This window comes from Stenotrophomonas sp. SKA14 (assembly GCF_000158575.1).
GTDB lineage: Bacteria > Pseudomonadota > Gammaproteobacteria > Xanthomonadales > Xanthomonadaceae > Stenotrophomonas > Stenotrophomonas forensis.
This window is the reverse complement of record NZ_DS999412.1, coordinates 2632984-2655899: the sequence shown is the minus strand read 5'-3', so window position 1 is coordinate 2655899 and position 22916 is coordinate 2632984. Positions and strand designations below refer to the sequence as shown.

Annotated in this window: 20 protein-coding genes; 8 read left to right on the top strand and 12 right to left on the bottom strand. The window is 67.6% G+C overall.

The genetic code is table 11. From position 1 onward, the window contains the following. Positions 1 to 104 precede the first annotated feature (104 nt). Both SSKA14_RS12070 and SSKA14_RS12065 read left to right on the top strand, forming a co-directional pair. Entirely contained in the window at positions 105 to 533 is a 429-nt protein-coding gene (locus SSKA14_RS12070) for a PAS sensor domain-containing protein (protein WP_032128130.1), read from the top strand. Next, positions 530 to 2059, top strand: coding sequence for a sulfite reductase flavoprotein subunit alpha (locus SSKA14_RS12065; RefSeq protein ID WP_008268211.1), 1530 nt, complete (start codon positions 530 to 532; stop codon positions 2057 to 2059). The genes SSKA14_RS12070 and SSKA14_RS12065 overlap by 4 nt, the downstream gene beginning before the upstream one ends. Positions 2060 to 2259: 200 nt before the next feature. On the opposite strand, the gene SSKA14_RS12060 is transcribed toward SSKA14_RS12065, so the two are convergent. Then, entirely contained in the window at positions 2260 to 3063 is an 804-nt protein-coding gene (locus SSKA14_RS12060) for a TOBE domain-containing protein (RefSeq protein ID WP_008267841.1), read from the bottom strand. A 183-nt stretch (positions 3064 to 3246) separates the two neighbouring features. On the opposite strand from SSKA14_RS12060, the gene SSKA14_RS12055 reads away from it, so the two are divergent. The 6 genes from SSKA14_RS12055 to SSKA14_RS12030 are packed head-to-tail and all read left to right on the top strand — an operon-like array spanning position 3247 to position 9397. Further along, on the top strand, positions 3247 to 5232 hold the full coding sequence (locus SSKA14_RS12055; protein ID WP_008267205.1) for a TonB-dependent receptor: 1986 nt from the start codon (positions 3247 to 3249) through the stop codon (positions 5230 to 5232). A gap of 2 nt (positions 5233 to 5234) precedes the next feature. Further along, a complete protein-coding gene (locus SSKA14_RS12050) occupies positions 5235 to 5777 on the top strand; it encodes a DUF2478 domain-containing protein (protein ID WP_040007593.1) in 543 nt (180 codons plus the stop codon). After that, positions 5774 to 6811 carry an ABC transporter substrate-binding protein gene (locus SSKA14_RS12045; RefSeq protein WP_008265493.1) on the top strand — a complete coding sequence of 346 codons (1038 nt, stop codon included), beginning with the start codon at positions 5774 to 5776 and terminating at the stop codon, positions 6809 to 6811. The genes SSKA14_RS12050 and SSKA14_RS12045 overlap by 4 nt, the downstream gene beginning before the upstream one ends. 2 nt (positions 6812 to 6813) lie before the next feature. Next, positions 6814 to 7827 carry an iron ABC transporter permease gene (locus tag SSKA14_RS12040; protein ID WP_008265206.1) on the top strand — a complete coding sequence of 338 codons (1014 nt, stop codon included), beginning with the start codon at positions 6814 to 6816 and terminating at the stop codon, positions 7825 to 7827. Next, positions 7824 to 8600: an ABC transporter ATP-binding protein gene (locus SSKA14_RS12035; protein WP_008265057.1), complete on the top strand. Its 777-nt coding sequence runs from the start codon at positions 7824 to 7826 to the stop codon at positions 8598 to 8600. Before SSKA14_RS12040 ends, SSKA14_RS12035 begins: the two co-directional genes overlap by 4 nt. After that, entirely contained in the window at positions 8597 to 9397 is an 801-nt protein-coding gene (locus tag SSKA14_RS12030) for a class I SAM-dependent methyltransferase (RefSeq protein ID WP_008265002.1), read from the top strand. The genes SSKA14_RS12035 and SSKA14_RS12030 overlap by 4 nt, the downstream gene beginning before the upstream one ends. Positions 9398 to 9687: 290 nt before the next feature. On the opposite strand, the gene SSKA14_RS12025 is transcribed toward SSKA14_RS12030, so the two are convergent. The 11 genes from SSKA14_RS12025 to SSKA14_RS11975 all read right to left on the bottom strand — a co-directional run bounded on the left by SSKA14_RS12025 (position 9688) and on the right by SSKA14_RS11975 (position 22867). Continuing rightward, complete coding sequence (locus SSKA14_RS12025) at positions 9688 to 10356, bottom strand: ATP-binding cassette domain-containing protein (RefSeq protein ID WP_008265513.1); 669 nt, start codon at positions 10354 to 10356, stop codon at positions 9688 to 9690. Beyond that, positions 10346 to 11029, bottom strand: coding sequence for a molybdate ABC transporter permease subunit (gene modB, locus SSKA14_RS12020; protein WP_008267264.1), 684 nt, complete (start codon positions 11027 to 11029; stop codon positions 10346 to 10348). Before modB ends, SSKA14_RS12025 begins: the two co-directional genes overlap by 11 nt. A gap of 3 nt (positions 11030 to 11032) precedes the next feature. Beyond that, a complete protein-coding gene (gene modA, locus SSKA14_RS12015; protein WP_040007591.1) occupies positions 11033 to 11776 on the bottom strand; it encodes a molybdate ABC transporter substrate-binding protein in 744 nt (247 codons plus the stop codon). A 19-nt stretch (positions 11777 to 11795) separates the two neighbouring features. Next, positions 11796 to 12572 (bottom strand): helix-turn-helix domain-containing protein, encoded by a 777-nt coding sequence (locus SSKA14_RS12010; protein ID WP_008265167.1) that lies wholly within the window; start codon positions 12570 to 12572, stop codon positions 11796 to 11798. Between the two features lie 11 nt (positions 12573 to 12583). Beyond that, a complete protein-coding gene (locus SSKA14_RS12005; protein WP_008268558.1) occupies positions 12584 to 13798 on the bottom strand; it encodes a coproporphyrinogen III oxidase in 1215 nt (404 codons plus the stop codon). Positions 13799 to 13937: 139 nt separating this feature from the next. Further along, on the bottom strand, positions 13938 to 15269 hold the full coding sequence (locus SSKA14_RS12000; protein ID WP_008268613.1) for a nitrate/nitrite transporter: 1332 nt from the start codon (positions 15267 to 15269) through the stop codon (positions 13938 to 13940). A gap of 23 nt (positions 15270 to 15292) precedes the next feature. Then, positions 15293 to 16192, bottom strand: coding sequence for a peptidylprolyl isomerase (locus SSKA14_RS11995; RefSeq protein WP_008266210.1), 900 nt, complete (start codon positions 16190 to 16192; stop codon positions 15293 to 15295). A gap of 3 nt (positions 16193 to 16195) precedes the next feature. Beyond that, complete coding sequence (narI, locus tag SSKA14_RS11990) at positions 16196 to 16903, bottom strand: respiratory nitrate reductase subunit gamma (protein WP_008264651.1); 708 nt, start codon at positions 16901 to 16903, stop codon at positions 16196 to 16198. Further along, on the bottom strand, positions 16900 to 17580 hold the full coding sequence (gene narJ / locus SSKA14_RS11985; protein WP_040007589.1) for a nitrate reductase molybdenum cofactor assembly chaperone: 681 nt from the start codon (positions 17578 to 17580) through the stop codon (positions 16900 to 16902). Before narJ ends, narI begins: the two co-directional genes overlap by 4 nt. Next, positions 17580 to 19124, bottom strand: coding sequence for a nitrate reductase subunit beta (gene narH / locus SSKA14_RS11980; RefSeq protein WP_008268109.1), 1545 nt, complete (start codon positions 19122 to 19124; stop codon positions 17580 to 17582). Before narH ends, narJ begins: the two co-directional genes overlap by 1 nt. After that, complete coding sequence (locus SSKA14_RS11975; RefSeq protein WP_008266756.1) at positions 19124 to 22867, bottom strand: nitrate reductase subunit alpha; 3744 nt, start codon at positions 22865 to 22867, stop codon at positions 19124 to 19126. The genes narH and SSKA14_RS11975 overlap by 1 nt, the downstream gene beginning before the upstream one ends. Positions 22868 to 22916 lie beyond the last annotated feature (49 nt).

Here is a 22916-nt window from a genome sequence, read left to right as displayed (position 1 = left end):
ACGCCATCCGCTTGATCAATGTCAAATCGCCCGCCGCCGCGCGGGCGTATTCCTATGCAGGACCCAAACACGCCGGCGTTTCCGGCATCCAAAAGGACCCTGCGATGAGCTACACCCCCGACAACGCCCAGCTTCTCAACGCCATGCAGAACGTCATGGTGATCTCCACCACCGACCTGCAGGGCAACATCACCTACGCCAACGACCTGTTCTGCACGCTTACCGGCTTCGCCCGCGAAGAACTGATCGGCCAGCCACACAGCATCGTGCGCCACCCCGACGTGCCCAAGGCGGTCTACAAGGACATGTGGGACACGATCAAGGCCGGCAAGACCTGGACCGGCATCGTGCCGAACCTGGGCAAGGGCGGCGTGCTCTACGTGGTCGACACCACCGTGCAGCCGCTGTTCGACGCCGAAGGCAACATCACCTCGTACATCAGCATCCGCCGCGTGGTGAACGACCTGATGCAGAACTACGACCTGGTCGAGTTCAGCAAGGAAAAGTTCGACGACTTCTACGAGGCCGCGTGAACGCCCTGCCGACCAGCACCGCCATCAGCCGCCTGCTGGTGGGCTTCGCGTCCGAGTCGGGCAACGCCCGCGCCCTGGCCCAGCGCCTGGGCGCGGACCTGCAGCCGCACGCGCCGCAGGTGCTTCCCTTCAACGACATCGACGTGGCCAGCCTCGGCCACGGCGATGTGCTGCTGGCGATTTCCAGCTCGTTCGGTGACGGCGAACCGCCGGCCAACGGCGAGCAGTTCTTCGAAACACTGCGCCAGACCCCGACGCTGAGCGGCCTGCGCTATGCGGTGTTCGGGCTTGGCGATACCGGCTACCCCCGCTTCTGTGGCTTCACCAAAGCCCTGGATGCCGCACTGAGCGAACGCCAGGCACAACCGCTGCTGCACCGCGTGGATGCCGATCTCGGCTACGAGCAGTTCTTCCAGCAATGGCAGCCGGTGCTCAGCCAGGTGCTGGACGGAAACACCGCCGCCGGCCACGACCTGCGCCTGCAGGTGACCGCCTATGGCGAAGACAACGCCTTTGCCGCGCGCATCGTTGAACGCCGCCGCTTGAACAGCAGCGATCCCGCCGCCTGGCACCTGCAGCTGGACATTGCTGGCAGCGGCATGGCCTACCGGGCTGGTGACACCCTGCACGTGGTGCCGGAGAACGACCCTGCACTGTTGCAGGCGCTGGCCAACTGGTACGGCGACAGCGCCGCCGTGGCCACCCTGCACGACCGCGAGCTGCGCCTGCTGGGCAAGAACGTGCTGCGCGAACTGGCCCGGCTCGGCGGCAGCGATACATTGAAGGGCCTGCTGAAGGTCAGCCAGAAGCGTGAGCTGGAGGCGTACCTGTACGGGCTGGATCTGCTGGATGTGCTGCAGGATCACGCCACCCCGGACAGCATTCCGCTGCCGCGCCTGCGCGAGCTGCTGTCGCCACGCCTGCCGCGTGCCTATTCGATTGCCTCGCACCCCTGCGATGACCAGCTCAGCCTGTGCGTGCGCGAGGTGCGCTACACCCTGCGCGGCCGCGAGCGCTTTGGCACCGCCACCGGCAGCCTGCTGCATGGTGGCGGCCACGCCCGTGTGTACTGCCGCTCCAATCCGGGCTTCCATCTGCCCGATAGCGGCGAAGCACCGCTGTTGCTGATCGGCACCGGTACCGGCATCGCACCGTTGATGGGCCTGATGCTGGAACTGCAGGCGACCGCCTGCGAACGTGAAGTGCACCTGGTGTTCGGCGAGAAGCATCGCGAACACGATTACCTCTATCGCGAGCAGCTGCAGGACTGGTACGCGCGCGGCGCGCTGGCTGGCCTGCATACGGCGTTCTCGCGCGATGGGGCTGACAAGGTCTATGTGCAGCATGTACTGCAGCAGCGTGCCAGCGAGGTACGTGATGTGCTGGCCCGTGGCGGGCATCTGTACCTGTGCGGCAACAAGCGCCACCTGGAAGGCGCGGTGCGCGACGCCATCGATGGCATCGGCGGCGAAGGCCTTTGGGACACGCTGCGTAGCGAAGGCCGCACCCACTGCGAGCTGTATTGATCCGTCCGTCGGGTAGAGCCGGCCGCTGGCCGGCTGTGCTTCGTACCATGAAGCTGCCGTCCAGCGGCCGGCACTACCCAGACCGCGCTACATCGGCACCCCGACGATCACGCTTGACACCATGGGTAGAGCCGGCCGCTGGCCGGCTGCGCTTCGATCCATGAAGCTGCCGGCCAGCGGCCGGCACTACCCAGACCGTGCTACATCGGCACCCCGACGATCACGCTTGAGGCCTTGAACAGCACCGTTGCCGCGCTGCCTTCGCGCAGCGCCAGCGCTGCGGTACTGGCACGGGTGATCACCGCCACCACGCTGCAGCCATGGCCGATGTCCACCACCACCTCATCGTTCACCGCGCCCTCGGTGAGCCGCTCCACCGTGCCACTGAACTGGTTGCGTGCCGAATAGCGCCCCTCCCCCTGCGCGACGATCACCGACGAGGCCTTCACCAGCGCATAGGCCGGCACGCCCACCGCCAGCCCCAGTGCTTCCACGCTGCCGTGGGTGATCGTGGCCACCAGCGCCAGCCCCGGCGCCACTTCGATCTGCACTTCGTCGTTGACCGCACCGGTGGCCAGCGCGCTGACCCGGCCATGGAACTGGTTGCGTGCACTGGTGATCATGCCGATTCTCCGGATCAGGGCCAGATCCTCGTCCAGCCCGGGGGTGGCCTGCAGCGACTGCAGGAAGGTGCGGTGCGCGCGCTCGACCTCTTCGAAGCGGGCGATCAGCTGGTGGCCGCGTTCGGTCAGCTGCGCACCGCCTCCTCCACGTCCGCCCACGCTGCGCACGACCAGCGGCTCGCCGGCGGCGGTGTTCATCGCATCCACCGCATCCCAGGCGTTCTTGTAGGTCATGCCCATGCGCTTGGCGGCCTGGCTGATCGAGCCACAGGCATCGATCAGTCCCAGCAGCGCGAAGCGCCCGCGGCCCCCCACGCTCTGCCCGGCAATGCTCAGCCACAGGTTGCCCTGCAGTTCCAACGGTGGCCCGGCCTCACTCATCGTGCTCGTTTTCCTGCGTTGCGCGCGAACGGCCAGTGTACGGCGTCGCTCCCCTGCACCGGGCTTGATATCGATCAAGGTGGCCGCGCCGGCCGGCGCCGAGAATCCCCGGGTCGGTCATCAAGTTGACCCCTGCCAACCGTTATATCATCTTGGATATAACGAACCCGAGGACTCGCGAGGATGCGTACCTGTCGTTTCGTTCTACCCCTGTCTGCCCTGCTGCTGCCGCTGGCCGCCACCGCCGCCGACTCCGCCTCGCCGCCACCGGTGTTCACCCTGGGCACGATCGACGTGCATGCCGAACGCGGCACCTCGCCCACCGTGGCCGAACGCAGCCTCGACGCCGAGCGCATCCAGCAGCTGGACCGCAACACGGTCGGTGACGCGGTCAGCGTGCTGCCGGGCGTGAGCCTGGCGCGCAACTCGCGCAACGAGGACATGGTCTACCTGCGCGGCTTCGATGCGCGCCAGGTGCCGGTGTTCCTCGACGGCATCCCGCTCTACGTTCCCTATGACGGCTACGTGGATTTCGGCCGCTTCACCACCTTCGACCTGGCCGAGATCCAGGTCGCCAGCGGCGCGGCCTCGCTGCTGTACGGGCCGAACATCCTGGGCGGTGCGATCAATCTGGTCAGCCGCCGTCCCGAGCGCCCGCTGGAAGGTGATGTGCGCCTGGGCATCGCCGACGGTGGCGAGCGCAAGGCGGCGGTCAATCTTGGCGGCCGCCGCGGCGACTGGTACTTCCAGCTGGGTGCATCGATCCTGAAGGCCGATGACTTCCCGCTGCCGAAGGGCTTCGTCGATTACAAGCGGGTGCCCACCGACACCGGCAAGGACCGCCGCAACGCCTCGCGCGACGACCGCCGCCTGTCGTTCAAGCTGGGCTATACCCCACGCGAGGGCGACGAGTATGCGATCGGCTACGCGCGCCAGGATGGTGAAAAGGACAACCCGGTCTACACCGGCACCGCGCGCAGCGGCATCCGCTACTGGCGCTGGCCGTGGTGGGACAAGGACAGCCTGTACTTCATCGGCAACACCCGCCTGGGCGAGCACACCACGCTGCGCACCCGCGTCTACCGCGATACCTATGGCAACGGCCTGGACGCCTATACCGACGGCAGCTACCAGGTGGCGATGGACAACAGCAGCTTCCCCAGCATCTACGATGACCGCACCGTGGGCGGCTCGGTGACCCTGGCCACGACGGCGCTGCCGCGCCAGGAACTGCAGTTCGCGATCCACTACAAGGAAGACCAGCACAGCGAACGCAATCCGCACTCGCCGACCAAGGACTTCCGTGATGTCACTACGTCCGTGGCGATCGAGGACCGCATCGCACTGACCGATACCTCGCACCTGCGCGTGGGCATCGGCCATGACCGTCGCGACGCCAAGCGCGTGTACTTCTGGCCGACCGGCAGTACCGATGCCACCAATGCGGTGATGGAGTATGTGCAGCAGCTGGCGCCGGACCAGCAGTGGTACGCCAGCGTGGCGCGGCGCACGCGCTTCCCGACCATCAAGGATCGCTACTCGGCGCGCATGGGCGCGGCACTGCCGAACCCGGACCTGAAGCCCGAGCATGCGACCCACTTCGAAGCAGGCCTGCGTGGCCGCTGGTGGGAAGGCGGCCAGCTGCAGGCGGCGATCTTCCAAAGCCGGATCGACGACCTGATCCAGAACGCGGTAGTGGCGTCGCGCGAGTGCGGCGGCAGCACCTGCAACCAGGCGCAGAACATCGGCAAGGCTCGGCACCAGGGTGTGGAACTGGGCCTGCGCCAGCGCATCGGCGACGACTGGGACCTGCAGGCCAGCTACACCTGGCTGCGCCGCACCAACCTGCAGGACCGCAACGTGGCCCTGCTCGACAGCCCGCGCCAGCGGCTGTTCATGGCGGTGGGCTGGCAGCTGCTGCCGCAGTGGACACTGCAGGCCACGCTGGAAGCCGAGCAGGGCCGCAAGGTCAGCTACGCCGACGCGGCGCGACCGGTACGTGCGCTGCCCGGCTACGGCATCACCGGCCTGAAGGCCAGCTGGAGCCCGCGCGAGGCCTGGGATTTCGACCTCGGCGTGCGCAACATCGGTGACAAATGGTACGAACTGGCCGACGGCTACCCGATGCCGGGGCGCACCTGGTTCGCCAATGCCAACTGGAGGTTCTGAGCATGACCGCAACCTCGACACCGCGCATCGCGGCGATCGTGCATGACCACAGCGGCGAGCCCGATGGACTGCTGGCCGCCTTCGCCGCGCGCCAGCTGGCCGCCGGACATCGCGTGCGCTGGCTGGTGCACCTGCCACACCAGCCCGCGGCCAACGGCGGCAAGCGCATGGCGCTGATGGACGTGACCGATCCCGCGTCACGCTACCCGATCAGCCAGGCGCTGGGCCCGGCCTCGTGTGGCTGCAACCTCGACCCGGGCGGCATCGCCGATGCCAGCGTGGTGCTGCGCCGGGCACTGCAGGACCATGCCGAGCTGGCCATCGCCAACCGCTTCGGCACGCTGGAATCCGAAGGCGGTGGCATGGCCGATGAGCTACTGGCGCTGATGCTGGCGGGCATCCCGCTGCTGACCGCGGTGAAGCTGCCCTACCTCGACGCGTGGCGGCAGTTCACCGGCGGCATGGCCATTGAACTGCCCGCCGATGACGCAGCCGTGCAGGCCTGGTGGGATGCCTGCCGCAACGCACCCGAGGCGGCCGCATGAGGCGGCGCGCCCTGCTGCAGGCGTTCGCGCTGGCGCCCCTGCTGGCCGCCCGTGCCGAACTGCTGGCGATGCCGGCGCAGCGTGTGCTGCGGCTGGGCGCACCGAAGGCCACACCCAGGCGCGTGTTCGCGGCCGGTCCGCCGGCCGCGGTGCTGCTGGCCGCGGTGGCGCCCGAGCGCCTGCTGGGGTGGCCGATGAAGGTCTCGCCCGACGCGCTGGCGCAGCTGCCGGCGGTCGTGCGCACATTGCCGGTGGTCGGCCGCCTAGCCGGGCGCGGCAGTACGGTCAGCCTCGAGCGCCTGCTCGCGATGCAGCCGGACCTGGTGCTGGATGCAGGAGATTTCGACGCCAGTTACCGCGACTCGGCCGAGCGGGTCTGGAAGCAGACCGCGATTCCCTTCGAGCTGATTGCCGGGCGCCTGCCTGATCATCCGGCGCAGCTGCGCCACCTCGGCAGGTTGCTTGGTGTGGCCGCACGCGGCGAAGCCTTGGCGCAGGCAGCCGAAGCGCAGTTGGCGCTGGTCCGCGAGGTGCTGGCGGCGCGGCCGGAGGCGGCGCGGCCCAGCGTCTACTATGGGCGCGGCAGCGATGGCCTGGAAAGTGGCCTGGCCGGCTCGATCAATACCGAAGTGATCGAGTTCTGTGGCGGCCGCAATGTGGCGGCCAGTGCCGGTGCCGGCGGCCTGGCCCGCGTTTCGTTCGAACAACTGCTGGCCTGGGACCCGGACGTGATTCTGACCCAGGATGCCGGCTTCGCTGCACATGCTGCACAGGACCCACGCTGGCGCGCACTGCGCGCCGTGCGTGAGGCGCGCCTGTACTGCGCGCCGGTGCTGCCGTTCGGCTGGCTGGATGGCCCGCCCGGCATCAACCGCCTGCCTGGCCTGCCGTGGCTGTTGTCCAGGCTGCATCCCGGCGCGACGCCCGCGCTGGCACCCGCCGCTCTGCGCGGCCGCATCAGCGCGCTGCATCAGCTGCTGTGGGGCCAACCATTGCCCGCCGCGCTTGCGCGCAGCCTGGGGGCGAACGCCTGAGCATGCGCACGCTTCCACGTTGGGCCTGGCATGCCGGTGGCTGGAGCCTGCTGCTGGCGATGCTGCTGCTGGCGTTCTCGGTCGGCCAGTTCCCGGTGCGACCGGCGGCGTTGCTGCACGCCATCGGCTGGCAGCTGTTCGGCATCGGTGATTCCCCCGCGCCTGCAGTGCAGGCGGCGCTCTGGCACATCCGCCTGCCGCGCGTGCTGGCCGCCGTCCTGATCGGCGCGGTGCTGTCCGCCGCTGGCGCGGCGTACCAGGCCATGTTCCGTAATCCGCTGGTGTCGCCGGACATCCTCGGCGTTTCCGCGGGCGCGGGTCTTGGCGCGTCGCTGGGCCTGTTCCTCGGCCTGCCGATGTTGCTGGTGCAGGGCATCGCCTTTGCCGGCGGTCTGGGCGCCGTCGGCCTGGTCTGCCTGGTGGCGGCGCTGGTGCGTCGTCATGACCCGGTACTGGTGCTGGTGCTGGCCGGTGTCGCGGTGTCCGCGCTGCTCGGTGCCGGCATCTCGCTGTTGAAACTGCTGGCTGATCCGTACACGCAGTTGCCGTCGATCACCTTCTGGCTGCTGGGCGGATTGAACGCGGTGGTCATCGACGACCTCAAGGTCACCGCGCCGTTGCTGTTGCTCGGGCTGTTGCCGCTGCTGCTGCTGCGCTGGCGGGTGAACCTGCTCGGCCTCGGCGACGAGGAGGCCCGCGCGCTGGGCGTAGCGGTCACGCCGCTGCGCTGGACACTGATCGCCGCCGCCACGCTGTGCACGGCAGCCGCGGTGTCGCTGGCCGGCATCATCGGCTGGGTGGGACTGGTGGTTCCGCACATCGCGCGGTTGCTGGTCGGCGCCGACTTCCGCCGCCTGTTGCCGGCCAGCCTGCTGCTCGGCGCCAGCTTCCTGCTCGCGGCCGATACGCTGGCCCGTACCCTGGCCCCGATCGAGCTGCCGCTCGGCATCCTCACCGCGTTTGTCGGCGTGCCCTGCTTCCTGCTGGTGCTGGCGCGCAGCGAGCGTCGACCATGAGCGGCAACACACCGTTGCTGGAAGCGCGCGAACTGGTCATCGGCCATGCCGGCGTGGCACTGGGTGCGCCGTTCGCGTTGTCGGTACACCCCGGTGAAGTGCTCTGCCTGCTGGGTCCGAATGGCTGTGGCAAGACCACCCTGTTCCGCACCCTGCTCGGCCTGCTGCCCGCCGTGCGTGGCGAGGTGGACCTGCAGGGAACGCCGCTGCGCGTGCATGACCGCGCTGCCATTGCTCGCCGCATCGGCTATGTCCCGCAGGCCTCACCCATGCCTTTCGCCTGGCGCGTGCGCGAGGTGGTGGCCATGGGCCGCGCCGCGCACCTGGGCCTGCTGGCCACCCCCGGTCGTGCCGACGAAGCCATCGCCGGGGAGTGCCTGCGCGAACTGGGGCTGCATGCGTTCGCCGAACGCACGGTGACCACGCTCAGTGGTGGCGAGCGGCAGCTGGTGCTGATCGCGCGTGCGCTGGCCCAGCAGGCGCACCTGCTGGTGATGGACGAGCCCACTGCCAGCCTCGACTTCGGCAACCAGCTGCGCATCCTCGATACGGTACGTCGCCTGGCCGACACTGGCATCGGGGTGCTGCTGTCCACCCATCAACCGCAGCACGCGCTGCAGGTCGCCGACCGCATCGCACTGATGGCGGCGGGCAGCCTGCAGGCACTGGGCCCTGCGCGGGAGATCGCCACCCCCGAACGCCTCGCCACGCTGTATGGCGTCGATGCGGCACGCGTCGCTGCCGCCCTGCCCGCTTCTGGATCTTCCACATGAGTACACCGCTCCCCACCCCGATCGACCATGCCGCGCGCTATCGCCAGCACCTGCTGGCCTGTGCTTTCCAGGCCAAGCCGGCCAGTGCCTGGGATGCGCGCGCCGCGCAGACCAGCTGGAAGCGCCGCCACGACGACTACAGCGATGCCTTCCTGGCCCGGCTTGATCTGGGGGGTGTGGCCACGGTGTTGGATGTCGGCTGCGGGCCCGGCCTGCTGAGCCTGCCCATCGCTGCACGGGTGCAGCACGTGCATGCCCTGGACTACAGCAGCGGCATGCTCGACGGCCTGCGCGCCGCGATCGCACGCGAAGATGCCAGCAACGTTACGCCGTGGCAGCTGTCGTGGACCGATGACTGGCACGCCGTGCCGCGTTGCGACCTTGCCATTGCCTCGCGTTCACTGATGGTGCCGGACCTCGAGGCAGCGCTGCGCAGGCTGGACGCGCACGCCCGCCAGCGCGCCTGCATCACCTTCGCCACCGGCCCGCGTGCCGGCGTGCCCGAGCTGGCCGAGCTGCTCGGCCGCGAGTGGGTGCCGATGCCCGATCACCGCTACCCGATCAACATGCTGCTGGACATGGGCCGGGAGCCGCAGGTGGATTACCTGCCCGAATCGGTGCGCGACGTCGCCCAAGATGCCGACGGCCTGGTGCGCCAGGCCGTGGAGCTGTTCGGTGCGCTCGATGCGGATGAGGAAGCCCGCGTGCGCGCGTGGCATGCACGCTCGCCGCAACACCGGTTCGGCATGGCACCGACACGACGCTGGGCGTTCATCCAGTGGGCGACCAACGGTTGAACCGGTAGCGCCGGCCGCTGGCCGGCTGTTCTGCGTTCCGTGGTTGCCGGCCAGCGGCCGGCACTACCATCAGATGCCGCAAAACCCCCGGTGCGGTAGCGCCGGCCGCTGGCCGGCTGCTCCGGATTCCATGATTGCCGGCCAGCGGCCGGCACTACCATCAGATGCCGCTGAACCCCCGACGCGGTAGAGCCGGCCGCTGGCCGGCTGCTCCGGATTCCATGGTTGCCGGCCAGCGGCCGGCACTACCATCAGATGCAACCCACCATCGCCAGTGCGTCCATCACGGGTCACTCGCTGACGATGCGGCCATCCACCACGCGGGCTACCTGCTGGCCGAACACGGCCACGTCCTGTGGGTCATGGCTGATCAGCAGCAACGGGATGCCGGTCCTGTCCAGCACCGTCTCCAGTTCCTGGCGCAGGTGCTGGCGCAGGTCGTGGTCCAGCGCGGAAAACGGTTCGTCCAGCAGCAGTGCCTGCGGCTGGGTCACCAGGGCGCGCGCCAGGGCGGTGCGCTGGCGCTGGCCGCCGGATATCTGCGACGGCAACAGATCGCTCACCGTGTCGATGCGGAAGGCGTGCAACCACTGCTCCACCGCATCGAAACGCTGGCGGCCGCGTGGATTCAACCAGCCCTTCTGCAGCCCGAACGCGACGTTCTGGCGCACGCTCAGGTGCGGGAACAGCGCATAGTCCTGGAACACGTAGCCCAGCCGGCGGCGCTGCGGCGGCAGATCCACGCCGGTGGCCGCATCGAACAGGGTCTGTCCCTGCAGGCGCACATGGCCCTGGCCGGGCCGCAGCAGCCCGGCCACCGCCTTCAATGTCAGGCTCTTGCCCGCGCCCGAGGGCCCGAACAGTACCACCTGCCGCTGCGAGCACTGCAGCGACACGTCCAACACGAAATCCTGTCCGGCCGCCTGCAGGCGCCGCTGCACCTGCAGGTCAAGCCACATCACGCAGCTCCCGGCGGCGTCCGCCGACCAGCCGTGCGGCCAGCAGCAGGATCACGATGCAGACCACCGAGGTCAGGATCACCAGCGCATTGGCCTTGCCATCCTGCCCGGCCTGCACCGCCTCGTAGATGGCGATCGACAGCGTCTGCGTGCGGCCCGGAATGCTGCCGGCCACCATCAGCGTCGCACCGAACTCGCCCATCGCACGCGCGAAGGCCAGCAGCAGGCCGGCAAGGATGCCGCGCCAGGCCAACGGCAGCGTGACCCGGAAGAACACCGCCGCTTCGGACACGCCGAGCGTGCGCGCAGCCTGCTCCAGCTGCCCGTCCACGCCCTCGAACGCCGCGCGTGCCGGCTTGAACACCAGCGGCAGCGAGGCCACCGCCGCAGCGATCACCGCCGCCTGCCAGGTGAACACCAGACTGATACCGAACCACGACTGCAGCCACGCGCCGATCGGGCCATTGCGGCCGATCAGCACCAGCAGGTAATAGCCCAGCACCGTTGGCGGCAGCACCATCGGCAGGGTCAGCAGCGAATCCAGCAGCTCGCGGCCCGGAAAGCGCCGTCGCGCCAGCAGCGCGCCCAGCGCCACGCCCAGCACCAGGTTGATCGCGGTGGCCCAGCCGGCCACCTTCAGCGACAACCCCAGTGCGCTCCAATCGAGATCCATGCCTCAGGGCTTGCCGAATCCGTGTTTGGCCAGGATCGCCTGGCCCTGTGCCGAACGCACGAACGCCGTGAAGCGCTTGGCTTCGGCCGGCTGCGCGCTGGCCTTGGTCACCGCCAGCGGATAGGCAATGCGACCCGCCACCGGCACCGCGAAGGCACGGCGCACCCGGTCGGGCATCGCCTGCGCATCGGTGGCGTAGACGAAGCCGGCGTCCACTTCACCACGCGCCACGTAATCCAGCGACTGGCGCACGTTCTGCGTAGTGATGGTCTTGCCCTGCACCGACGGCCACAGGCCCGCCGCTTCCAGCGCGCCCTTGGCATAGCGCCCGACCGGCACGCTGTCCGGGTTGCCCAGCGCGATGCGCTGCACGCCGGCACCGGCCAGGTCCTTCAAACTGCGCGGCGCGGCCTTGGCCTGCGGCGGCACCACCACCCACAGCGCATTCACCGCGAACACCTCGCGGGTGCCGGCCGCCAGCAGGTCCTGCTGCTGCGCCTGGTCCATGGTGGTTTCATCAGCCGACGCAAACACATCCACCGGCGCGCCGCGGCTGATCTGCTGCAGCAGCACGCCCGAGGCGGCGAAGTTGAAATCGACCTTGGTCCCCGGGTGCGCCTTCTCGTAGGCGGCGCCCAGTTCACGGAAGCTCTCGGTCAAACTCGATGCCGCCGACACCGTCAGGTCGGCTGCCCAGGCCGGCACCGTGGCCAGCAATCCCAGCAACAACAGTCCCGCTCGTTTCATCGTCGGCTCCTGGCCAGGTTCAGTTCGGATCGGATTCGTCAGCCACCGCCAGCGCCGCCAGGCGCTCGGGCTGCAACAGCAGGATCTCGCGCTGCTTCACCGCGATGATCCCATCATCGCTCAGGCGGCGCAGCACGCGGCTGGCGGTTTCCGGCGCCATCCGCAGGTAGTTGGCGATCTCGGTCCGCGCCATGGTCAGGTTGAAGCGCGTGGCGGAGAATCCGCGCCGCGCATAACGCTCGGACATGTCCAGCAGGAACGCGGCCATGCGCTCTTCGGTGCGGTGGTTGGCCGCCAGCGTGGCGACCTTGCCGATCTCCGCACTGAGCAGGCTGAACAGCTTGGCCTGCAGCCCCGGCATGCGCGTGGCCAGCAGGCTCAGTTTGGGGAACGAGATGCGGCACAGGTGCACGGTATCCAGCGCCACCGCATTGCAGGGGAAGCGCGAACCATGGATCGCGTTCAGGCCGATCACCTCGCCGGGCAGGCTGAAGCCCAGCACCTGTTCATTGCCCTGGCTGTCATCGACGAAGGTCTTGACCATGCCCGCGCGCACCGCTGCGATCGAATCGAACGATTCGCCGGCACGGAAGATGTAGTCACCGGCATGGAACGGACCGACATGGTCGACCAGCACATGCAGGTCACCCAGTGCGGTCTTGTCATACCCCTGCGACATGCAGGCATCGGAGAACGCGCAGGTGCTGCAGAAATGCAGTGCATCGCCGTCATCGGCAGCTGCGGGATTCGGTGTCGCCTGGCGAAGGCGGCCATGCGAGGGCGGATTCGGAGACATCGAGGGAAGACTCAAGCGATGGCGGCCGCCGGCCGGAAGCATGCAGACATCATACGCCACAGCAGGCGACCTTCTTCGGCCAGGCGCAGCACGCGTGCGTCCCACTGCGCCCAGCCGCGAGCAAGCAGTGGCGACAGGGCCGGCAGCTGCCCGGCGAAGCACTCCTCGAATGGTTCATCGTTGCGCCATTCGAAGGCGGCGGCATCGAGCGCGTGGTCGCAGGCGATGCTCTGTGCCACCTCGGCCGCCAACCGCTCCTCCTCGGACAGGATCAACCCGGCGGACACGCCGATGTGCCCGGCCTGCAGCCGCGCCCGCCATTGATCCCATTCGTCCTCCAGCCGATAGAACACCTCGCCGATCTGGCTGCAGGCGGACAGGCCAAGGCCGATGAAGTCGCTGCGGTCACGGCGCGGCACCCCGGCCAGGTCGCAATGGCGCTGGCCATCGCCCGGCCCGTGCGGGTTCGGCAGATCGCCGCGTTGATAGTGATCGCCCCCGATTGCCTCGTAACCCGCTGCACGCAGCAGGCGCCAGGCCTGCAGCCAGTTCGCGGCGGACGGATGCTGCGGCAATGCGCACGGTGCCGGCAGCAGCACGCGCTCGGGCGCTTCGGCCAGCACCTCATGCAGGCGCTCGATGAAGCCTGCATCCTCGCAGGCTGGCACCCGCAACTGGTAGTAGCGCGCGGTGAAGCCCACCTGCCGCGCCTGCGCCAGCAGCGTCGGCCCCGGCGCGTCGGCCCGGTCGATCACGTTCAGGCGGGTACACCCCACCGCACGCAGTTGTGCCGGTGACAGCGCGCTGCCTGCATCCAGCCGCACCTCTACCTGCGGGCGCGCCACGGTGCGCAGGTGCTGCGGCACCGCGTCCAGCAGCTGGCCGAGTTGCGGCGGCGGCAGCGTTTCGGCCAGTCCCAGCTGCAGGACCATGGCCACCACTTCGCGATCCTCCGCCAAGGCAGCTGCCTGCAACCGAAGGGCCAGCAGCACTGTCTCCAGATAGGCCTGCGCCGGTACATCGCGGCCGCTGCGCCCGGCCTGGAAACCCAGGGTCAGGCCGCGCGGGATCAGGTGCTCGTTGCTGGCGCGCACCGCGGCGCGCCATCCACTTTCGCCGAAGCCGGTGCTGAACTGGTCAGCCGGCGGGAACAGCACATGCCGGGGTTGCCGCAGCAATGCCGCCTGCAGCGCGGTGTCCTCACTCTGGTCGACGTGGAAGCTCATGGCAGACATCTTCGGGCGTCCCTCCTCGCGTTGCCCTGATTGAAATCAAGCGCGACGCATCTGCGGATTCATGCCGGCCAGCGGCCGGCACTACCCCTTCACACACACGGTAGTGCCGGCCGCTGGCCGGCAACCCCGTTCACCTGCCGCGCGCACGATCGGCCGCGGCGGCATCGATGGCTTCAGGCAGATCGGTCTCGCGGTCGATCTGCGGGAAGTGGCGGCGCTCCATGCGGCGGATGGCGAAATGCATCCAGGCCAGTGCAGCGGCCACCAGCACGAACAGCAGCATGAAGCAGCTGCTCCAGATGCCCAGCGCATCGTTCAGCGCACCGAACACGATCGGCAGGATGAAGCCACCGAGGCCCCCGATCATGCCGACCACGCCACCGACCGCCCCGACCCGCTCCGGGTAGTAGACCGGGATGTGCTTGTAGACCGCGGCCTTGCCCAGCGACATGAAGAAGCCCAGCACGAACACCAGCACGGTGAACAGCACCACGCCGATGGCCAGGTGGAAGTGGATCGGTCCGTGGATGCCCTTCACCACGTACTCGGTGTCCGGGTAGGCCAGCAGGAAGGTGCAGATGGCCGAGACGCCGAAGGTCCAGTACATCACCCGGCGAGCGCCCATCCTGTCCGACATCCAGCCCCCGACCACGCGGAACAGGCTGGCCGGGATCGAGTAGCACGCCGCCAGCATGCCGGCGGTGCCCACGTCCATGCCGTAGGCGCCCACCAGGTAGTGCGGCAGCCACAATGCCAGCGCCACGAAGCCGCCGAACACGAAGAAGTAGTACAGCGAGAACCTCCACACCTGCAGGTTCTTCAGCGGCGCCATCTGCTCGGCGAACGGCACCGGCTTCACGCCTTCGCGGCGGCGCTGTTCCAGCGACGGGTCTTCCTTGCTGAAGAGGAAGAACAACACGGCAGTGACGGCCAGCGCCACTGCCCAGACCTTGGCCACCATGGTCCAGCCGGCGGCCACCATCACCAGCGGCGCCAGCAGCTTGGTCACCGCCGAACCGATGTTGCCGGCACCGAAGATGCCCAGCGCGGTGCCCTGCTTGCTGGCCGGGAAGAACTTCGACACGTAGGCCACGCCGACCGAGAAGTTGCCACCGGCGATGCCCACGCACAGCGCAGCGAACAGGAACTGGGTGTAGGTCTGCGCATAGGTCAGCATCCAGGTGGCCACCGCACCACACAGCATCACCAGCACCATCACCTTGCGGCCACCGAACTGGTCGGACCAGATGCCGAGGAACACACGGCTGACCGAACCGGTCAGTACCGGCGTGGCGATCAGCAGGCCGAACTCGGTGTCGTTCAGCCCGAGCTGCTGGCTGATCTGGATGCCGATGATCGAGAAGATCATCCACACGGCGAAACACACGGTAAAAGCGAAAGTGCTCAGCCACAGCGCACGCTGCTGCTGCCCGGCACTGGCGGGGGCAAGAGCCTGGTTCATGGGGTCTCCTCGTTCACGATGGGTCAGCCGATATCCGCTTCAGCTTCGATCTCTTCCAGTCCGCGCACCGGATAACGTTCCTGCAGCTGCAACAGGTAGGCCTGCACCTCGCGCTGGCGCACCTGCAGTTCCAGGTAATCACGCAGCTGCGGCAGCACCGCTTCGAATGGCTGCGGCTGGCCTTCCTCGCGGGCATCAACGCAGACCACGTGGTAGCCCCAGCGCGATTCCACCGGGAAGCCGGCCAGGCCTTCGCGCAGGCGGAACACCTGGCGATCGAACTCCGGCGTGGTCTGGCCCCGCTGCAACCAGCCGAGGTCACCGCCCTCGCTGCTGGAGGGGCAACGCGAATGGCGCAGGGCGAAATCGGCGAACAGGTGCGGCGATTCCTTCAGCAGCCCCACCAGCCGCTCACCCTCGGTGCGTGCGGCAAACCGCCCGGCCACGTCATCGGCCGGTGCCGCCAGCAGGATATGGCGCAGGCGCACGCGATCGGGCGAGCGGAAGCGCTCCGGGTTCTGCTCGAAATAGCGGCGGCAGTCCTCGTCGGTGGGTACACGGTCGTCGATCGCATCTTCCAGCAGTTGCTGGATCAGCACTTCTTCATCGCTGACCCGGCCACCCTCGAGCGCCTGAAGCCCCAGCCGCTGCGCCTCAAGCCTCAATAGCTCACGCACCACAAGTGCACGCGCCGCCTCGGCGCGTGACTGTTCCGGGCGCATCGCCCGATGGTGCTGCATCTCGCGGGCGATCTCGGCCTCGCTGATGGCGGTCTCGTCCACGAACAGCCGGCACGGTGCCGGCTGACCAAGCGAACGCGGCCCCTGCTCCGCCGCATCGTGGTGGTGCGAATGCGCCTCGGCAGGCACCGGTGCGGCGGAGTCGATCACGGTGATCGGCAGGAATTTCGGCAGGCTGCCCATGGCTTACTCCCGCGGCCCGCAGCGCAGCGTGGCCTGGCGCCGGCGCACCACCTGGTACGGCCGCCACAGGTAGCTGATCGGAATGCTCCACACATGCACCAGGCGGGTGAACGGCGCGATCAGGAACAGGGTCAGGCCCAGGAAGATGTGCATCTTGTAGACCCAGCTGACGCCTTCGATGTAGTCGGCGGCACCGGCACGGAAGGTCACGATGTGCTGGGCCCATTCGGCCAGCTGCACCATCACCCCGCCGTCCAGGTGGCCGGCCGAAATGCGGATGCTGTAAAGGCCCAGGCACAGCTGGGCGAACAGCAGCACCAGCACCAGGGTGTCGCCGAAACTGCCGGTGGCACGCACGCGCGCATTGAACAGGCGGCGTACCAGCAGGATGCTGATGCCGATGAAGCACAGCGCCCCGAACACGCCGCCGACCACCATCGCCAACATCTGCTTCTGCGAGGAGGTGATGAAGTGCTCGTACACCGCGTGCGGGGTCAGCAGGCCGACCAGATGGCCACCGAGGATGGCCAGGATGCCGATGTGGAAGCAGTTGCTGCCGATCCGCATGCCCTTGTCCGACAGCATCTGGCTGGAGCCGGTGCGCCAGGTGTACATGGCCTTGTCATAACGGGCCCAGCTGCCGATCAACAGCACCGCCACGGCGATGTACGGGTAGTACTGGAAGGCGAATTGATGCAGGGAGTAACTCATGGCTGGACCTCTCGATGCGAAGGACGGGCCGGCGAACGCACGGGCGGCTTGCAGTCTTCGGCAGGGGCTTCGGCGCCGAAGCGCACCGCCTCTTCCTCCCACAAGCGGTCCATGGCTTCGGCGGTATCGTCGCGGACTTCTTCACTGGCTCGCTGGCGCAGCGCCTGCAGATCGGCCTTGCCGTCACCGGCTTCGACCAGGATCTCGAACAGCACCCGATGCGGCAGCTCGCGCTCCGCGGCGCGCGCAGCCAGCATTCCAGCGATGTGGCCGATGTGGTGCAGCCACTCACGGGCCTCGCTGCCGGGCCGATGGGCCAGGAACTCCAGCAACAGCGGCAGGTAGTCCGGCAGCTCGCGTGCGTCCAGCTCGAAGCCGTTACGGCGATAGGTTTCGACCAGATCGACCATGGCCTGGCCACGATCGCGCGATTCGCCATGGATGTGCTCGAACAGCAACAGGCTCATCGAACGGCCACGGTCGAAACTGGCCAGCCAGGCGGCCTGCGCATCCAGCGCATCGGTGCCCAGCAGCTGCTGCACGAAGCTGCGCAGCTGCTGGCGGCGGGCGGCGTTCAGCGCCGGGTCGTCGCAGGCGGCGAGCAGTTCCTCGCCGTGCTGCCACAGTTCCTCACGGGGGTAGTCCAACAGCACCCCGACCAGCTTCAGCACGCTCATCACACCACCTCCTTGCGGCGGTGGTTCGGCCCCTTGTCCACCACGAACGTGCTGGTGCTGCGCTGGCCGAACAGATCGGCCGGGCTGTCACCGTTGCAGCCGTTGCCGAAGGTGAAGCCGCAGCCGCCGCGCTCGCCGAACGCATCGTTGGCATATTCGCGGTGGCCGGTCGGAATCACGAAACGGTCCTCGTAGTTGGCGATGGCCAGGTAGCGGTACATCTCTTCCACCTGGGCAATGCTCAACCCGGTCTGCTCCAGCACCGCGGTGTCTTCCACGCCGTCCACGTTCTTGGCGCGGCGCCAGGCACGCATCGCCATCAGCCGCTCCAGCGCGCGCACCACCGGCGCCTCGTCACCGGCGGTCAGCAGGTTGGCCAGGTAGCGCATCGGGATGCGCAGCGAGGCCACGTCCGGCAGTTCGCCGCTCATTCCCACCCGGCCACGCTCGGCGGCCGACTGGATCGGCGACAGCGGCGGCACGTACCAGACCATCGGCAGCGTGCGGTATTCCGGGTGCAGCGGCAGCGCCAGCTTCCAGTCGATGGCCAGCTTGTAGACCGGCGACTGCTTGGCCGCGTCCAGCCAGCTGTCCGGGATGCCCTCCTTGCGCGCGGCAGCAATCACCGCCGGGTCGTTCGGGTCCAGGAAGATGTCCAAGTGCGCCTGGTACAGGTCCTTCTCGGCGGCCACCGAGGCGGCCTCGGCAATGCGGTCGGCGTCGTACAGCATCACGCCCAGGTAGCGGATGCGGCCCACGCAGGTTTCCGAGCACACGGTCGGCTCGCCCATCTCGATGCGCGGGTAGCAGAAGATGCACTTCTCCGACTTGCCGCTCTTCCAGTTGTAATAGATCTTCTTGTAGGGGCAGGCCGACACGCACATGCGCCAGCCACGGCACTTGTCCTGGTCGATCAGCACGATGCCGTCTTCCTCGCGCTTGTAGATCGCGCCCGACGGGCACGCCGATACGCACGCCGGATTCAGGCAGTGCTCGCACAGGCGTGGCAGGTACATCATGAAGGTCTTCTCGAAGGCGCCGTAGATTTCCTTCTGCACCTGGTCGAAGTTGTAGTCACGCGAGCGCTTGCTGAACTCCGAACCGAGAATTTCCTCCCAGTTCGGGCCCCACTCGATCTTCTGCATGCGTTCGCCGCTGATCAGCGAGCGTGGCCGCGCGGTGGGCTGGTGCTGGCTGTCCTTGGCGGTGTGCAGGTTCTGGTAGTCGAAGTCGAACGGCTCATAGTAGTCGTCGATCTGCGGCAGATCCGGGTTGGCGAAGATCTTGGCCAGCATCCGCCAGCGGCCACCGGCACGCGGCACCAGCTTGCCGGCGCGGGTGCGCACCCAGCCGCCGTTCCACTTGTCCTGGTTCTCCCATTCCTTCGGGTAGCCGATGCCCGGCTTGGTTTCCACGTTGTTGAACCAGGCGTACTCGACGCCCTCGCGCGAGGTCCAGACGTTCTTGCAGGTGATCGAGCAGGTATGGCAGCCGATGCACTTGTCCAGGTTCAGCACCATCGCGATCTGTGCACGGACCTTCATCACACCACCTCCTTCGCAGCTGCAGGAACGGCCTCGCCATCAAGCCAATCGACCTTGTCCATCTTGCGTATGATCACGAACTCGTCGCGGTTGGTACCGCAGGTACCGTAGTAGTTGAAGCCATAGGCCAGCTGCGCGTAGCCGCCAATCATGTGGGTCGGCTTGAGCACGATGCGGGTCACCGAGTTGTGGATGCCGCCGCGGGTACCGGAAATCTCCGAGCCCGGCACATTGATGATGCGTTCCTGGGCGTGGTACATCATCGCCATGCCCGGCATCACGCGCTGGCTGACCACCGCACGCGCGGCGATCGCACCGTTGACGTTGAACAGTTCGATCCAGTCGTTGTCGACGATGCCGGCGCTGCGCGCGTCATCCTCGCTCAACCACACGATCGGGCCACCGCGCGACAGCGTCTGCATGATCAGGTTGTCGCTGTAGGTGCTGTGGATGCCCCACTTCTGGTGCGGGGTGATCCAGTTCAGCACGATCTCCTTGTTGCCGTTCGAGCGCTGGTTCAACAGCGGCTCCACCGTGCGCGTGTTGACCGGCGGCCGGTAGCCCATGAAGGCTTCGCCGAAGTCGATCATCCATTCGTGGTCCTGGTAGAACTGCTGGCGGCCGGTCACCGTGCGCCACGGAATCAGTTCGTGCACGTTGGTATAGCCGGCGTTGTAGCTGACGTTGTCATCCTCCAGCCCCGACCAGATCGGCGAGGAGATGATCTTGCGCGGCTGCGCCTGGATGTCACGGAAGCGGATCGCCTCGTGTTCCTTGCCCACCGCCAGGTGGGTATGCTCACGGCCGGTGAAGGTACCCAGCGACTCCCAGGCCTTCACTGCCACGTGGCCATTGGTTTCCGGCGCCAGGTGCAGGATCACTTCGGCCGCGTCGATCGCGGTCGAAATGGCCGGGCGGCCGTGGCTGACGCCCTCGTCGTGCACGGTGTGGTTGAGCTTGCCGAGGAATTCGACCTCGTGCTTGGTGTCCCAGCTCATGCCCTTGCCGCCGTTGCCCAGCTTGTCCAGCAGCGGACCCAGCGAGGTGAACTTGCGGTACAGGTTCGGGTAGTCGCGCTCCACCACCGTCATCGACGGCATGGTCTGGCCCGGGATGGCCTCGCACTCGCCCTTCTTCCAGTCGGCCACGCCGAACGGCATGCCCAGTTCGTTGGGGGTGTCGTGCAGGGTCGGCACCAGCACCAGGTCCTTTTCCACGCCCAGCACGCCCGGCGCCATCTCGCTCACGGTGCGGGCGACCTCCTTGAAGATCTCCCAGTCACTGCGCGATTCCCACGCCGGGTCCACCGCCTTGGACAGCGGATGGATGAACGGGTGCATGTCCGAGGTATTGAGGTCGTCCTTCTCGTACCAGGTTGCGGTCGGCAGCACGATGTCCGAGTACAGCGCGGTGGTGCACATGCGGAAGTCGAGCGTGACCAGCAGGTCCAGCTTGCCTTCCGGTGCCTCGTCACGCCACTTCACTTCCTCCGGCTTGATCGCCCCCATCTCGCCCAGGTCCTTGCCCTGCAGGCCATGGCGCGTACCGAGCAGATGCCGCAGCATGTACTCGTGGCCCTTGCCCGACGAACCGAGCAGGTTCGAGCGCCAGATGAACATCATGCGCGGGTGGTTCTGCTGCGCATCCGGGTCGGCGAAGGCGAAGTCCAGCGAACCGTCCTTGAACTTGCCCAGCGCATAGTCGGTCGGGGCCACGCCGGCCGCTTCCGCCTCGCGCACCAGCTGCAATGGATTGCGGTCCAGCTGCGGCGCGCACGGCAACCAGCCCATGCGCACGGCGCGCAGGTTGAGGTCGGCCAGGCTGCCGCTGTACTTGCTGGCATCGGCCAGCGGCGAGAGCAGTTCGTCCACCTGCAGCTTCTCGTAACGCCACTGCCCGGTGTTGAAGTAGAAGTACGAGGTGCCGTTCATGTGCCGCGGTGGGCGGCTCCAGTCCAGGCCGAACGCCAGCGGTTGCCAGCCGGTCTGCGGGCGCAGCTTTTCCTGCCCCACGTAATGCGCCCAGCCGCCACCGGTCTGGCCCACGCAGCCGCACATGATCAGCATGTTGATCAGGCCGCGGTAGTTCATGTCGTTGTGGAACCAGTGGTTCATGCCCGCGCCGACGATGATCATCGAACGACCGTGGGTCTTGTCGGCGGTACGGGCGAACTCGCGGGCGATCTCGATCACCTCCGCACGCGACACGCCGGTGATGCGTTCCTGCCAGGCCGGAGTGCCCGGCACCATGTCGTCGAAGCTGGTGGCCACGTTGCCGCCGCCGAAGCCACGGTCCACGCCGTACTGGGCCAGCAGCAGGTCGTAGACCGTGGCCACCAGGGTGTCGCCGCCGTCGGCCAGGGCCAGGCGACGCACCGGGATGTTGCGCTCGAGCACCTCTTCGGCCGGTGCCGCAGTCCAACCGTCGGTCTCGATGCCGCCAAAGTACGGGAAGCTGACCGCCTCGATGCCTTCATGGCCCTCGGCCAGGCTCAGGCGCAGGCGTGTATCGGCGCCGTTGCTGGCCTTCTCTTCGATGTTCCACTTGCCCTTCTCGCCCCAGCGGAAGCCGATCGAGCCGTTCGGCACCACGATCTGGCCGCTGCTTTCGTCATAGGCCAGGGTCTTCCAGTCGGGGTTGTTGGCTTCGCCCAGCCCGCCCAGTTCACTGGCGCGCAGGAAGCGGCCCGGGACCAGCCGGCCATCGTCGCGACGCTCCAGGCGCACCAGCATCGGCATGTCCGAGTACTGGCGGCAGTAGTCCTGGAAGTACTGCGAAGGCGAATCGACATGGAACTCGCGCAGGATCACGTGGCCGAAGGCAAAGGCCAGCGCCGCGTCGGTACCCTGCTTGGGGTGCAGCCAGTGGTCGGTCAGCTTGGCCAGCTCGGAATAGTCCGGGCAGATCGCCACCGTCTTGGTGCCGTTGTAGCGCGCCTCGGTGAAGAAATGCGCGTCAGGCGTGCGCGTCTGCGGCACGTTCGAGCCCCAGGCGATGATGTAGCGGCTGTTGTACCAGTCGGCCGATTCGGGCACGTCGGTCTGCTCGCCCCAGATCTGCGGCGAGGCCGGCGGCAGATCGCAGTACCAGTCGTAGAAGGACAGGCAGGCGCCGCCCAGCAGCGACAGGTAGCGTGCGCCGGCCGCGTAGGACACCATCGACATCGCCGGAATCGGCGAGAAGCCGACCACGCGATCCGGGCCGTACTGCTTCACCGTGTACAGGTTGGAGGCCGCAATGATCTCGTTGGCCTCTTCCCACTGCAGCCGTACGAAGCCACCCATGCCACGGCGGCTCTTGTACGAACGCGCCTTTTCCTTGTCCTCGACGATACTGGCCCAGGCATCGACCGGTGCCTTGCTCTTGCGCGCCTCGCGCCACAGGCGCAGCAGCGTGCCGCGGATCAACGGGTACTTCAGCCGGTTGGCGCTGTACAGGTACCAGGAATAGCTGGCGCCACGCGGGCAGCCACGCGGTTCATGGTTGGGCAGGTCCGGGCGGGTGCGCGGGTAGTCGGTCTGCTGGGTTTCCCAGGTGACCAGGCCGTTCTTTACATAGATCTTCCAGCTGCACGAGCCGGTGCAGTTCACGCCGTGGGTGGAGCGCACGACCTTGTCGTACTGCCAGCGGGCGCGGTAACTGTTTTCCCAGTCGCGGCCCTCGCTCTTGGCAAATCCATGGCCATCGGCAAAAGACTGGGGGTCACGCTTGAAGAACTGCAAGCGATCAAGGAAATAACTCATCGGGGGTCTCCCTTTGCGGACATCTGCAACGTGGCTGTGGTGTTCATTG

Coding starts and splice junctions, on each gene's coding strand:
- SSKA14_RS12040 (WP_008265206.1), top strand. CDS start 6,814: ATGCGCACGCTTCCACGTTGGGCCTGGCATGCCGGTGGCTGGAGCCTG.
- narI (WP_008264651.1), bottom strand. CDS start 16,903: ATGAGTTACTCCCTGCATCAATTCGCCTTCCAGTACTACCCGTACATC.
- SSKA14_RS12045 (WP_008265493.1), top strand. CDS start 5,774: ATGAGGCGGCGCGCCCTGCTGCAGGCGTTCGCGCTGGCGCCCCTGCTG.
- modB (WP_008267264.1), bottom strand. CDS start 11,029: ATGGATCTCGATTGGAGCGCACTGGGGTTGTCGCTGAAGGTGGCCGGC.
- SSKA14_RS12070 (WP_032128130.1), top strand. CDS start 105: ATGAGCTACACCCCCGACAACGCCCAGCTTCTCAACGCCATGCAGAAC.
- SSKA14_RS12030 (WP_008265002.1), top strand. CDS start 8,597: ATGAGTACACCGCTCCCCACCCCGATCGACCATGCCGCGCGCTATCGC.
- narH (WP_008268109.1), bottom strand. CDS start 19,124: ATGAAGGTCCGTGCACAGATCGCGATGGTGCTGAACCTGGACAAGTGC.
- narJ (WP_040007589.1), bottom strand. CDS start 17,580: ATGAGCGTGCTGAAGCTGGTCGGGGTGCTGTTGGACTACCCCCGTGAG.
- SSKA14_RS11995 (WP_008266210.1), bottom strand. CDS start 16,192: ATGGGCAGCCTGCCGAAATTCCTGCCGATCACCGTGATCGACTCCGCC.
- SSKA14_RS12025 (WP_008265513.1), bottom strand. CDS start 10,356: ATGTGGCTTGACCTGCAGGTGCAGCGGCGCCTGCAGGCGGCCGGACAG.
- SSKA14_RS11975 (WP_008266756.1), bottom strand. CDS start 22,867: ATGAGTTATTTCCTTGATCGCTTGCAGTTCTTCAAGCGTGACCCCCAG.
- SSKA14_RS12055 (WP_008267205.1), top strand. CDS start 3,247: ATGCGTACCTGTCGTTTCGTTCTACCCCTGTCTGCCCTGCTGCTGCCG.
- SSKA14_RS12005 (WP_008268558.1), bottom strand. CDS start 13,798: ATGAGCTTCCACGTCGACCAGAGTGAGGACACCGCGCTGCAGGCGGCA.
- SSKA14_RS12035 (WP_008265057.1), top strand. CDS start 7,824: ATGAGCGGCAACACACCGTTGCTGGAAGCGCGCGAACTGGTCATCGGC.
- SSKA14_RS12060 (WP_008267841.1), bottom strand. CDS start 3,063: ATGAGTGAGGCCGGGCCACCGTTGGAACTGCAGGGCAACCTGTGGCTG.
- SSKA14_RS12050 (WP_040007593.1), top strand. CDS start 5,235: ATGACCGCAACCTCGACACCGCGCATCGCGGCGATCGTGCATGACCAC.
- modA (WP_040007591.1), bottom strand. CDS start 11,776: ATGAAACGAGCGGGACTGTTGTTGCTGGGATTGCTGGCCACGGTGCCG.
- SSKA14_RS12010 (WP_008265167.1), bottom strand. CDS start 12,572: ATGTCTCCGAATCCGCCCTCGCATGGCCGCCTTCGCCAGGCGACACCG.
- SSKA14_RS12000 (WP_008268613.1), bottom strand. CDS start 15,269: ATGAACCAGGCTCTTGCCCCCGCCAGTGCCGGGCAGCAGCAGCGTGCG.